Raw genomic sequence first — 12,341 nt, forward strand, 5'->3', positions numbered from 1 at the left:
ATTTATTTCTTAGAGTAAAATATGATTTTATAGCGTCCTGTGAAGAACTGCTTGTTGTTCGAACTTGCTATTATAAAAGGTACTTCTCACACTATTCTTCATGCATGATTTGCTGGATACGCTTTTGGTAATTATTTAAAAAATCATGCGTCACGCGGAAATGTTCCGTTTGCTCATACTGGATTTCACGGATTCCAATGTCAGAAAAGTGATAGATTTTAGCGTTGGGATAAGCCAGTAAAATTGGGGAATGCGTTGCAATGATCAGTTGTGACTGGTTTTTGCATAATTCATGAATAGCCGACAAAGCGACAAATTGCATGGTAGGTGAAAGAGCAGCTTCAGGTTCATCTAATAAATAAAGCCCTTCACCTTGTAATTTATGAGTCAGCAACTTTAAAAAGCTTTCTCCATGTGAACAAGCATGGATATTGCCACCATAACTTTTTACATAGTTCAATTCATTCATATATGTGCCGACATTGTAATAACTCTCGGCTCTTAAAAAGTAATAGTCTTTAGGCTTTTTAAAGCTTTTAATCATTCTTAAATGCTGAAATAAACCTGATGAACTACTCGCTGAATTAAGTCGCACGTTTAGAGTGCCGCCCTCTTCGGAAAAGCCAAGTGCCAAAGCGATGGCTTCCATAATCGTCGACTTACCGGAACCATTTTCACCAACAAAAAAAGTAACGTCTGGATGGAAGCTTAATTGTTCAATATCATTAACGGCTGGTATTGCAAAAGGATAAATTGACCAGTCTGCCTGTATATTTGCTTTAATTTGTACCGAACGTAAATAAGGTTTAGCTTCTAGCATTTTTGCTGGTCCTTAATTTTTAATAGTATTCGCAGTTTTTATTAGAAAAAATTTAAAGGAAGTTCTGTCGTATATTTAATTTGCTCCATAGCAAAACTAGAACTCACATCAGCCAAACCATTAATTTCAATTAATTTTTTATAAACTTTATCGAACTCAGCAACATCCGATACGGCGACTTTAAGTAAATAATCTGTTTCACCTGCCATTCTATACACTTCAATCACTTCATCTATGCTATAGATATGAGAGTGAAATTTTTGAATCCACTCAATATTGTGTTGAGCGGTTTTGATAAACACCATCACAATCACATTAATATTGAGTTTTTTACGGTCTAGCAAAGCGACTTTTGCACGAATAATACCCTCTTCTTCCATTTTATGTATTCTGCGCCAGCAAGCCGTGTTGCTTAATCCCACCTTTTCAGCAATATCACCTATTGCCAATGTGCAGTCCTTCTGTAGAAGATCTAATATTACACGGTCATATTTATCTAAATTTAACTTCATACCTTCAAGCTTCTCTGCACTATGTATTTGCAATAAATCAAATCAATGAACAATATATTAGATTGTTATTCTAATTTTAATAAAAAAGATATTTACCTATATTTTAAATGATCTTCGTGCATTCGAGACGCATTTATTTCTATTGTCCACCTAACAATTTATTTTTAAAGCTTGAAAGTTTAGATGAGCTTTTATTATTATCTTGTACATATTCGGTACAATAAAAGAGACAAGAAAAATGCCAAATCAATTTGATGCTGTGTCTATAACAAAAAAAGCGAATGTTCATTACGAAGGACACTCTATTAGCCATGTTATTGAACTTGAAGACGGTACAAAAAAGACTTTAGGTGTGATTCTTCCAACAGAGAAAGCTTTAACTTTTAAGACCCACGTTTCGGAACGCATTGAGATTATTTCAGGAAAATGTAGTGTTCAAATTGGCGATGATCCGGATACTAAAGTCTATGCAAGTGGTGAGTCTTTTAATGTTCCAGAAAATAGTAAATTTAAAATTATCACAGATGAAGTGATTGATTACGTCTGCCATTTAGAATGAATTAAAATTACAAAGTCATACCTTTCATAGGATGTGGTTTTCCTATGAACAATTTCATCTTTTCTTAAAACTAGACAAGATGAAGTTTAAATTTTACTACTAAGCACTGTTAAGATTATCTATAAGCTTCCACCACCATCAACATTGAGAACTTGGCCGGTAATAAAACCTGCATGATCTGACAATAAAAAAGCGACTGCATGTGCAACATCTTGTGGAGTACCTATTCTTCCCAAAGGAATACTTTCTAATATCGCTTTTTCAGCTTCACTTCCAACGGGTCGGGTTTTTCTAAAAAGTTCCGTTTCAATTGGCCCCGGCGCAATACAGTTTACCGTTATTCCAAACTCAGCCAACTCAAGTGCCCAAGTTTTAGTACACCCGACCAATGCATTTTTTGCTGCCGAGTATGCTGTCCGTTGTTTTGCTCCGTAAATTGCCCTGCTGCCAATATTAATAATTCGCCCAAAGCGCTGTTCTTTTAGTTGCGCAACAAAATGCTGAGTCACTTGTATAGCCGCTCTTACATTTAAGTTCCAAACTTCCTCTAAGGCAAGAAAGGAAATCTGGCCTAAAGGCTGGGGCAAACTAATTCCTGAGTTATTTACGATTCCATGTATGACATGAGATTTAGAAATTAAAGCTAAGGTTTCTTCAGTTTGTTCTATATTGGATAAATCACAACTAAAAAGCTGTCCGGGAAAGTCTATATGGTCGATATTTCTGGCAATACCAATAACGTGATGTCCCTGCAAGGACAGTTCGTCGCTAATTGCTTTTCCAATACCTTTCGTAGCGCCTGTAACTAAATAAGTGTTTTTCATAGCGGGTCCTTATTAGACATAAAATAGTTTCCGGTTCGTTCTCCCCTGTTAACTACAAAAATAATAAAACACTCACTATGATTTTTTATGACGATAAACAGATTTATATAAATTCAAGAAAACTATAATCAATATCCCCAAAATGGACATGACTTTATTTTGATTTTCTTATTTGAAATTAAGAAGTGGTTGTATTTGTATACGTTAAAAAGTTGTTATAGTCATTCGACTTGAGTTGGTCTTTCAAGCTCTTAGTTTAAAGGCAAAATTGAGTGGCTAAGTTTAAGTAAATACATTAAAAAGAGCACGAAATAATGAAAAATTCAGTCGATGAGAAAAGAAAATTTTTCCGCGATCTCCATAAAGACGGATGCTTTATTTTACCCAACCCTTGGGACGCAGGCAGTGCAAAAATACTCGAACAACTGGGCTATAAAGCGCTAGCAACAACAAGCTCAAGTTATGCATGGTCTTGCGGAAAGGCTGATGGTCAACTCGACCGAGATGAAACCTTGGCACATCTACGTTATATGGTTCAGTCCACTAATCTACCTATAAATGCTGATTTTGAAAGTGGCTTTTCAGATACAACTCAAGGCGTCATTGAAAATGTTCTGATGGCACTTGATACAGGTATAGCGGGTATTTCTATTGAAGATTCAACGGGAAATAGTGAAAAGCCGCTTCGTGATATTCCTGAGGCATTTAAAAGAATACGAGCAGCTCGCGTAGCGATCGATCAAAGTGGAACTAACGTCATGCTTATTGGTCGTGCTGAAAACTTCTTTGTGGGTATACCCGATTTAGAAGATACCATTAACAGGTTAAAAGCATATTCAGAAGCTGGTGCTGACTGCCTGTATGCGCCTGGTATTAAAACTCGTGAACAAATCATCGCTGTGATGAATGCCGTTTCACCAAAACCTGTAAACGTTTTAATTGGTTGGGATAGCGATTTAACGGCAGCAGAACTTGCAGACTTGGGTGTAAGACGTATTAGCCTTGGTGGTGCATTAGCTCGTTCAGCTTGGGATGGTTTTATTAAAACAGCAAGTGCGATTGCCGAGTCAGGCAATTTTCATTCGCTCAATACTTCGGTTTCAAGTGGCGATCTTAATAGTCGATTTAAATAAGATTGGGATAGACCTCTTTATTTAGTACCTTTTAGCTAGGGCCTCTGTTATGCCTTTAAACATAACGCTTTCAAGCCATCGTATACGACTACGCCTATTCACTATTGAAGATTCAAAAGACCTTGTTAACGCTGCTTCAGATGGAGAACTATGGAACCTTCCTTTCACTGTAGTTCCTTCAACAGAAACAGTAAATGACTATATTCAGCATGCACTAGAAGGTTACCAAGCTGGTACGGTTCTGCCTTTTGTAGTCGAAGACATTGCTACAGGAAAAATTATTGGGTCTACCAGATTTTGGAAAATAGATAGAAAAAATTTAAAGTTAGAAATTGGAAGTACTTGGTACTCAAAATCGTGGCAGCGGACATACGCAAATACAGAAGCAAAATATTTACTGCTTCAATATGCCTTTGAAGAGCTAAATTGCGTTAGAGTTCAGTTCACAACAGATGTACTTAATGAAAAATCCCAGAATGCGATTTTAAGACTCGGTGCCCAGAAAGAAGGTGTGGTTAGAAATGAGCGAATTATGCCTGATGGCAGGAAAAGGAATTCAGTCAGGTTCAGTATTATTGATGAAGAGTGGCCGAGCATAAAAGATAATCTAATTAAAAAGTTAAATTATTATTAATTTTTCCTTAGGCTTTATTGCCTGCAAAACATTGCAAATGAGTCTCATTTATATATACTTTACACACTTTTTTGAGTCTAGTCGGCACTCCTGTTTGTTCGCTTGAATAGTCGCTCTTTTTTAGCCTTTCACGATTTTTATATCACTTAGGTATACTTATGTTTGCTTTCTCCCCGCGTAAAAATTTAATTACTGTTGAAATTTTAAAACATAGTAGCCCCTTACTTTTATCCCTCATCCCGATGATGTCTTGGGCAGAAACAACCGCGATTCAACCAGCACAACTAGAAACGATTAAGGTTCAGGCTGAAGCAGACTCAAGTTATATCGCAACACAAACGGCGTCGACGCTTAGAGGCAAACAAAAAAATCTAGAAAGCCCGCAAACTGTAAACGTTGTATCGAAGCAATACATGAAAGATTATTTGCCTGCAAACTTGGACAATGCACTAACTCAAGTCAGCGGCATTACGCAGGGTAATACTTTAGGCGGTACACAAGACACCGTAATGAAACGCGGCTTTGGTGATAACCGTGACGGTTCAATTACTGTAAATGGCATGCCAATTGTGCAAGGCCGAACCATGAATGCGGCAGTTGAACAAGTTGAAGTTTTAAAAGGCCCATCTTCATTGCTCTATGGCATTATGGACCCGGGTGGTGTGGTCAATGTCATTACAAAAAAACCTGAGACAACTCAGAAAACTGAACTTTCCGTTTACGGCTCAAGCTTTGCAGCAGGCAAAAATGGCTTAGGTGCAAGCATAGATACTACAGGTGCAATTGGTGACAGTAACTTTGCTTATCGCTTTATTGCCGATCATTCCGATGCGGACTATTGGCGTAATTTTGGTAATCTCAAACAGACTTTAATTGCTCCGTCTGTAGCATGGGATAATGGTCAAACTAAAGTGAACCTAAGTTATCAATACCGTCACTTTGATGTACCTTTTGACCGTTCTACCGTTTTTGACCCGAAAACCAATAAAGCCTTACCGATCTCTAAATACCAACGTCTAGATGAAGCTTTTAACCAAATGAAAGGTGAAGATCATTTGGCGCAATTGTTAGTTGACCATCAAATTAATGATAATTGGTCGGCTCACTTCGGCTATACCTACAACTACGAAACTTATGATGCCAACCAGTTACGTGTACTTTCATTAGATACTGCTAATCACACCGTTAAACGCCGTGCAGATGCGACCTTAAATGCACAAAGTGTAGATAGTAATGCTCAAGCTTACATCAATGGTTCAACCAATCTGTTTGGTTTAAAACATGATATTCAATTCGGTTCAGACATTGAGTACCGTAAGTATTTCCGTCCCGACATGGTCCGTAGTACTACTACTTCGACAATAGATTATTTAAATCCAAGTTTTGGAACTGTCGAACCATCTCAAAATATTGTGGCAACAGAGAGTGATCAAACCGATAAACTGCATACCTACGGTTTTTATGTACAAGATGCAATTCACTTAAATGAAAAATGGATTGCTGTACTGGGTGGACGTTACCTGAACTATCAGCAAACTGCTGGACGTGGCAGACCGTTTAAAGAAAATACCAACACCAATGATGATGCTTGGCTCCCACATGCAGGTTTAGTTTATAAATGGAATGACCAGCTTTCATTCTATAGTAGCTATACAGAGTCGCTTAAACCATCTTCATCAATCGCTCCTTTAGGTAGCAATGGTAATGTTATCATCGATTCTAATGTTCAACCTGAACAAGCCAAGTCTTATGAAGTTGGCGCAAAATATGAGTTAAATGACCGTATCAAAGCCAACTTTGCGCTCTATGATATTAAAAAACGTAATGTTTTAGTCACCATCACTAATGATCAGAGCACAGAATTACATACTACAGGTGCGGTGCGTTCTAAAGGTGCTGAACTCGACCTAACAGGACGTGTAACCGATCAGCTTGATGCGACCCTCACCTATGCCTATACAGATGCTAAAGTCACTAAGGATGAAAATGGCCTTGAGGGCAATCGCTTAAATAATGTAGCGAAAAATACCGCATCTTTAGCATTAGCGTATAATTATGGCGAACTTTACAACGGTAATTTACGTTTTGGTGTAAGCAGTAATTATGTTGGCAAACGTGCTGGGGATTCAAAAAATACCTTTGACCTGCCAGACTATACTCTTGCCAATGCTTTTGTCAGTTATGACACCACCATTGCCAAACAAGCAGTTACGTTCCAATTTAATTTAAATAATATCTTTGATAAAACTTACTACACAGCCAGCGTAAGTAATGTGACAGTGTCTCAAGGTGACTCTCGCCAAGCGGTATTACGTGCAACCTTTAAATTTTAAAACATGGGATCAGAGCAGTGCATAAATCACTGCTCTTTTGAGAACATTATGAAAAAGCTTCTTTCTACCCTGATGATGGTCACTGCACTCTGTGTGTGGACATCTTCTATTTATGCTCAAACACGAATTGCTTTGATCTCACAGGTTAAGGGTGCCTCTGCAAATACCGATATTGCCATTCAAAAATACTTGCAAAGCAAGGGCTACCAAGTTGAGGTGTTAGATCAATCTGTTTCACCAAATAGTTTAAAGAACACAGACTTAGTCATTATTTCATCTACGGTTGCTTCTAAAAATCTTCAATCTGGTTGGCGTCAACTTCCCCTTCCACTCATGACGTGGGAAAACGATTATCTTGATGACTTGGCTATGACAGGTAAACGCATTAATAGCGATTTTGGTGAAGTCGAGAAAGAACGTTATTTGTGGTTAGTCAATGCACCGCATCCATTGTCTGCACATCTTCCTGCCGGAACCCGCAATGTGTATAAAGCTCAAGCGCCTATGAGTTGGGGTAAGCCGGGTTTAGGTGCCACCATTATCGCAACGATTTATGGCCAACCTGAAAAAGTAGCCATTTGGGGATATGAGAAAGGTGCAACGATGGACTATGAATCTTTAGCACCTGCAAAACGTCTTATGTTTTTTCTTAACAATGACACCTTTACCAATCTATCTGACGACGGCTTAAAGCTGTTTGATGCCTCAATTGAGTGGCTCACCAATAAATAAAACTATTTGTGCAGCTCTCAAGGTTTCTCATTACACTTTGTAGAGCTGCAATTAATAAACAACATTTACACGCACCCAATCTTCATACTTTGTAGCCTGAACATTGGTACTCGATGTAATTACCCCATGTATAGGAATATTTTCTTTCATACCTGTTGCTACACCTGAGTGTATGTTACTTCCTGCCCCGCCCCAAATTTGGGTATGACCAGCATCTTGATACAGCACATATGCCACAGAAGCAGGACTGGTAGCTGACTTAAGTTTAAAGTTATTGTCTGAGGTAACCGCCACTTGATATGGCGTATTCTGGCTGCATTGGACAGATACATCGGTTCTTGCAGCAGTAACTGGTTGAGCACGTACAACTGAACCAAAATCTAAATTTCCTTGGGTTGAAACTTCACAAGTGTCTACAATGGTTAAGCTAACCTTTAATGAAGTAGATGCATTTCCAGCCTCTGCGCTATTTATTATCAACATTCCCATAAGGGAAAATAAGGCGTATTTAATGACTTTCATTTCTTCTCCTTATCTTTTTTGTTCTATTTTCTACTCATCTTTATATTGTCATTTTTCTGTTTTACTAAAGAAACAGTTTCAGGGTCATTAAGTTATAAAACTTAATATCGCCTACTGTCAATCGATAATAATCACATGATTTTCATATTATTCTTATAATTTGTGATGAATTAAACGTAATTTATTTAGTTTAAAAAGTAGTTAATATTTTTTATTACCATTCAATATTAATTAATTTTCTTCAGGTTTTACTTTTCTAAATACTTTAGAAAACCATTGTTTGATCTTAGCCCAATATTCCTTACCTAATAGAGCAATTGCAATTAAAAATAGAACCTCTCCTAGTACCATCAACCCTGTGATCACGGCTGCTTTATAAGGAATATCTAGAAAAGGAAGAATAGGAAACGAAATCCAATACAAAGCAACAAATCCTAATAAAACTAAGCCTATTCTCTTTTTGAGGTTCAATTGAGGACGTGTCATAAACAGCTTTTAAACTTAAAAATTTATAAATCCCATTATTCACTTCTTTGTGTATAGAGCATTGAAGAAGTGTGTAAAAAGCATGGAGAAATAAAAATCTCTAAAAACCGAATAATTCTGTCCATTCTCGCAATTGCATAAAAAAAGGCATCAAAATAATATAATCCCAGATAGAATATAACTTTACATATTGTTTAGCTTATAGATTGAATACTAAGAAAACTGTGAAGCTAAATTTAAAATGAATAATTCTAGCGGCTAAAATCATCCACCTTTAAATCGAGAATCCATTGATATGAAAAAATATTTATTATTACTTTTACTTAGCTTTTATTCGATTCATTCATTTGCTTCGGACAAACTACATGGCAGTGTTTGGAAAACCATTGATGATGCAACCAATCAACCTAGAGCACTAGTTAGATTTAGCGAAGACAAAAACGGTCTTCTCTTTGCGAATATTGAAAAAATCCTTGTTCCAAGCGAAGCCAACAAATGTACGATGTGTGAAGGTACTTATAAAAACAAATCTTTAATTGGTTTAACCATCGTCAAAAATTTAAAAAGTATAGGTAAAAATAAATATGACAAAGGATCTATTCTCGACCCTCAGTCAGACAAGACCTATCGCTTTAGCGTAACTGTATCGCCAGATGGTGAAAAACTTACCGCGCGTGGCTACATTGGTATTTCTGCAATTGGCCGAAACCAAACGTGGTATCGAGTTAAATAATTCATGAAGTAGCTTTTGATTAACTCTCTTTAGCTACTCACCGATCATAATTACAGTCTATATGTGCACTATGTAAATTCTGTATGTAGACAGTGTTATGATCGGTACTTAGCCTGAATAATCAACATAATAATCACGAATAGCGAAGGTATGGCAGCAATTACAAATAAATGGGTAATAACCAGAAATTGAGAGAGATACCCACCAAATAACGGCCCAATGACCGAACCCAAGCGCGCAATACCGATACTCCAGCCCACCCCTGTAGTCCGAAGTGAAACTGGATAATAACTGGCAGATAAGGCATTAATAGCAGGTTGTCCACCCACAATGGCAAAACCAGCAATAAAAATAATCATAAACAATAAAACGATATGGCTAACAGCATAGCCAATTAGAGCAACACTTATCACTGCGACTAAAAACACAGGAATTAATACTTTATAAAATCCAGTCTTATCAATTTTAAGGCCCATCACCACACTACCAATCGTACCGCCTAATTGTAGGGTCGAGCCAATCATTAATGCCTGATTTAATGAAAGTCCTGACTCTTTGGCTAAAGTGGGTAGCCAGTTCGCCAGAAAATATAGGCTGATCATATTTAAAATACTAATGATCCAGATCGAATAGGTAAAAAATGCACGCTGATTTTTAAATAACTCAAGCGGTGACTTTTTAACCTCAACTTCAGTGTTATTGATAATTTTTATTTCTGAATTAAACGTTAATGCGGGATAAAACTTCTTTAACCAAAACAAAATTTTAGAAGTGTTTTTGCTATTTTCACTCAAAAAATATAAAGACTCTGGCAGTTTAAAGAAGGTAATAAAGAAAATGATTAGAGGGATAATTCCGCCAAAATAAAAAATTGACTGCCATCCCCCCCAAGGAACTAATAAGGCGGATATACCGCCCCCTAACATTGCCCCTACCGTATAGCCACAAGAAATGACCATCATGGTAAAAATACGAGATTTGTATGGAACAATTTCGGAGCTATAAGCCATCACATTTGGCATGATACCGCCTAAAAAAATTCCTGTAACAAAGCGGATTGCGGTCAGTTGTTCAATATTGCCTACATGGGGTGTTAACAGCATTAGTACCGAGAACATAAAGGTCGAGATAAGTAATATCGGACGGCGACCAAAACGATCGGAAAGTGAACTTAATAAAAATGATCCGACAAATAATCCAAATAAGCTTGCGCTAAACACAACGCCTAGCATGGTTTTTTGAACGCCCCAGTCTTCTATAATCATTGGGGCTGCGTAAGCCATGGACTGGATGTCATAACCATCCATAATCATGAGCAGTAAACAGGTAACCAGAATAAATTTTTGATAAGGTCCAACTTTCTGCTGATTGATCAAATCACTTAATGCAACTTCTTTCATGGTATTCCTTTCTCCATGAGGCGCTTTAAATTAATTCCATTTTAATTATTATATACGTAATCTATTTACGATTAGCGTAAAACAAAATAGCACACCTCATCGCACGGCGTCTATGGTCTGCTCATCTCACAAAACCCCAAGCAAACCATATATCCTATTATTTAAATAACCCCATTTACCTGAAACAAGTCGACTTAAAAAAGCACTCTACGGCTATATCCCTGTGCTCAAAGCTGTTCGAGCTTAAAACCTGTAGCAGCAAACCATCTATCAGGTTTACCACCATGTTGGCATCGAATTTTGGCTCATTAATTTCTCCGCTAAAAATCAGGTCAAAAATTTCATGGCGCAGCCACTTTCGATATTCAACCGCCATACGGTAAGCCTGCGGGTGAAGCAGTTTTATTTCAAAAATAGCTTTAAGTAAAAGGTTATACAGACTGTTTAAATTGGTATGTAAAACAATAATTTCTTTGAGTTTATCTTTTGAAGTGTAGTAACGGCTTGAGTAAATGATGGCGAGCGCTTCTTCTCTGAGCAAGCTTTTTTGAAAGGCGATGCACATTTCGATTAGGTGTTCTTTCGAGCCAAAATATTTATAAAATGTGGATTTGGTGATGTTGGCTTCTTTAGCAATCAGGTCTACGCCTGAGGTGTGAAAGCCACGAGTGGTAAAGAGTTGGATTGCGGTTTGAATAACCTGTAATTTCTTGGAAGATAGTTCTAAAGTTGACATAGTTTTACAGTTATAAAATTCTTGTTGTGTCTAAATGAGATAAAAAGCCTGTGCCCTTTTTGGGAGAAAAAAAGGCACAGCAAAGCCGTAAAGACTGTGCTTGGCACATCTCAAGTTTTATTGTTGATGCAAGTTTTTGAGCCGTAATGACTTAAAGCCTGAGAACCTTAAAGGCCATCAAGCTGTTTAAAGATGATTTAAGTGGTGTCGTTATAGCTTTTGGCAATGAGTGCCAAGAAATTAAGAATGTGCAAAGCCAACTCCTTTTTATTAGGAGTTCTGCCAGACATTTATAGAATTATGGTGGCAGAACGAAAGGGGGTTAGCAGACTGGCCTTAAGATTCCAGCACACCCAAAGGTGCCCCCTCCCGTTCTGAACTGCACCCCATAAGTTAGACTTTTTAAACTTATGAGGTGTGCCCTATGCCAATTCCGAAGCATTCAAAAGAGTTAAAATTAAAAGTCATTCAAGCTTATTTAGAGGGAAGTAAAGGATATAAAATCCTTTCACAAGAATTTAATGTAGATCTCCAAACCATAAGAAGGTGGCTAGCTCAGTATCATAAAGAAGGGATTGCTGGGTTTAATACCACGAAGATTTATACCAATATGCTTAAACAAGATAAAACTAAAATAACCAAGCCTGTAAAAGATGACAAAGATAAATCTCAGCAGGAGCTCATTGATGAAGTGACTGCTTTACGAGCAGAGGTTGCCTTTTTAAAAAAGCTAAAAGCCTTAAAACTGAAGCAACGTACTTAAATTCAATTTCTACTGCAGACAGTGTTCAAGTTATTTCAGAATTAAGGCAAATTTATCCATTAAAGCTCTTACTCAGTATTGCCAAGATTGCTCGTAGTACTTATTTCTATCACATGAAAGCTGTACGCTCTAATGATAAATATACTGAGTTAAA

14 protein-coding genes are annotated in these 12,341 nt (G+C 37.2%); 7 read left to right on the forward strand and 7 right to left on the reverse strand.

Annotated elements, in window-relative coordinates; translation table 11 throughout:
- Positions 1–91: 91 nt before the first annotated feature.
- Positions 92–820 (reverse strand): AAA family ATPase, encoded by a 729-nt coding sequence (locus ACH8JV_RS15970; protein ID WP_396522380.1) that lies wholly within the window; start codon positions 818–820, stop codon positions 92–94.
- Positions 821–861: 41 nt separating this feature from the next.
- Positions 862–1,332, reverse strand: coding sequence for an Lrp/AsnC family transcriptional regulator (locus ACH8JV_RS15975; RefSeq protein WP_004702573.1), 471 nt, complete (start codon positions 1,330–1,332; stop codon positions 862–864).
- A 238-nt stretch (positions 1,333–1,570) separates the two neighbouring features.
- Between ACH8JV_RS15975 and ACH8JV_RS15980 the strand changes: the two genes are divergently transcribed.
- On the forward strand, positions 1,571–1,891 hold the full coding sequence (locus ACH8JV_RS15980; protein WP_396522382.1) for a pyrimidine/purine nucleoside phosphorylase: 321 nt from the start codon (positions 1,571–1,573) through the stop codon (positions 1,889–1,891).
- Between the two features lie 119 nt (positions 1,892–2,010).
- On the opposite strand, the gene ACH8JV_RS15985 is transcribed toward ACH8JV_RS15980, so the two are convergent.
- Positions 2,011–2,715, reverse strand: coding sequence for an SDR family oxidoreductase (locus ACH8JV_RS15985; protein ID WP_396522384.1), 705 nt, complete (start codon positions 2,713–2,715; stop codon positions 2,011–2,013).
- Between the two features lie 314 nt (positions 2,716–3,029).
- On the opposite strand from ACH8JV_RS15985, the gene ACH8JV_RS15990 reads away from it, so the two are divergent.
- From ACH8JV_RS15990 to ACH8JV_RS16005, 4 genes are all read left to right on the forward strand, one after another.
- Positions 3,030–3,848, forward strand: a complete 819-nt coding sequence (locus ACH8JV_RS15990; RefSeq protein WP_396522386.1) for an isocitrate lyase/phosphoenolpyruvate mutase family protein — start codon at positions 3,030–3,032, stop codon at positions 3,846–3,848.
- 49 nt (positions 3,849–3,897) lie between these two features.
- Positions 3,898–4,482 carry a GNAT family N-acetyltransferase gene (locus ACH8JV_RS15995; protein WP_396522388.1) on the forward strand — a complete coding sequence of 195 codons (585 nt, stop codon included), beginning with the start codon at positions 3,898–3,900 and terminating at the stop codon, positions 4,480–4,482.
- Positions 4,483–4,640: 158 nt separating this feature from the next.
- Complete coding sequence (locus tag ACH8JV_RS16000) at positions 4,641–6,815, forward strand: TonB-dependent siderophore receptor (RefSeq protein WP_396522390.1); 2,175 nt, start codon at positions 4,641–4,643, stop codon at positions 6,813–6,815.
- Positions 6,816–6,863: 48 nt separating this feature from the next.
- On the forward strand, positions 6,864–7,547 hold the full coding sequence (locus tag ACH8JV_RS16005) for a hypothetical protein (RefSeq protein ID WP_396522392.1): 684 nt from the start codon (positions 6,864–6,866) through the stop codon (positions 7,545–7,547).
- Positions 7,548–7,598: 51 nt separating this feature from the next.
- Here the strand turns inward: ACH8JV_RS16005 and ACH8JV_RS16010 are convergent, their stop codons facing one another.
- Positions 7,599–8,069 carry a spore coat U domain-containing protein gene (locus ACH8JV_RS16010; protein WP_396522394.1) on the reverse strand — a complete coding sequence of 157 codons (471 nt, stop codon included), beginning with the start codon at positions 8,067–8,069 and terminating at the stop codon, positions 7,599–7,601.
- A 231-nt stretch (positions 8,070–8,300) separates the two neighbouring features.
- The gene (locus tag ACH8JV_RS16015) at positions 8,301–8,555 is read right to left on the reverse strand and encodes a transporter suffix domain-containing protein (protein ID WP_396522396.1); all 255 of its coding nucleotides are present in this window, start codon (positions 8,553–8,555) and stop codon (positions 8,301–8,303) included.
- A 295-nt stretch (positions 8,556–8,850) separates the two neighbouring features.
- Here ACH8JV_RS16015 and ACH8JV_RS16020 point away from each other — a divergent pair, with 295 nt between their 5' ends.
- Entirely contained in the window at positions 8,851–9,288 is a 438-nt protein-coding gene (locus ACH8JV_RS16020) for a DUF2147 domain-containing protein (RefSeq protein WP_263613352.1), read from the forward strand.
- A gap of 95 nt (positions 9,289–9,383) precedes the next feature.
- Here ACH8JV_RS16020 and ACH8JV_RS16025 read toward each other — a convergent pair whose 3' ends face one another.
- Together ACH8JV_RS16025 and ACH8JV_RS16030 are read right to left on the reverse strand one after the other, a co-directional pair.
- Entirely contained in the window at positions 9,384–10,688 is a 1,305-nt protein-coding gene (locus ACH8JV_RS16025) for an MFS transporter (RefSeq protein WP_396522398.1), read from the reverse strand.
- Between the two features lie 175 nt (positions 10,689–10,863).
- Positions 10,864–11,424 carry a TetR/AcrR family transcriptional regulator gene (locus ACH8JV_RS16030; RefSeq protein ID WP_396522400.1) on the reverse strand — a complete coding sequence of 187 codons (561 nt, stop codon included), beginning with the start codon at positions 11,422–11,424 and terminating at the stop codon, positions 10,864–10,866.
- Positions 11,425–11,848: 424 nt separating this feature from the next.
- Here ACH8JV_RS16030 and ACH8JV_RS16035 point away from each other — a divergent pair, with 424 nt between their 5' ends.
- Positions 11,849–12,187, forward strand: a complete 339-nt coding sequence (locus ACH8JV_RS16035) for a helix-turn-helix domain-containing protein (protein WP_396522402.1) — start codon at positions 11,849–11,851, stop codon at positions 12,185–12,187.
- The last annotated feature ends 154 nt before the right edge of the window (positions 12,188–12,341 follow it).

The sequence above is a fragment of the Acinetobacter sp. ABJ_C5_2 genome, assembly GCF_044538485.1.
Taxonomy (GTDB): Bacteria; Pseudomonadota; Gammaproteobacteria; order Pseudomonadales; family Moraxellaceae; genus Acinetobacter; species Acinetobacter nosocomialis_A.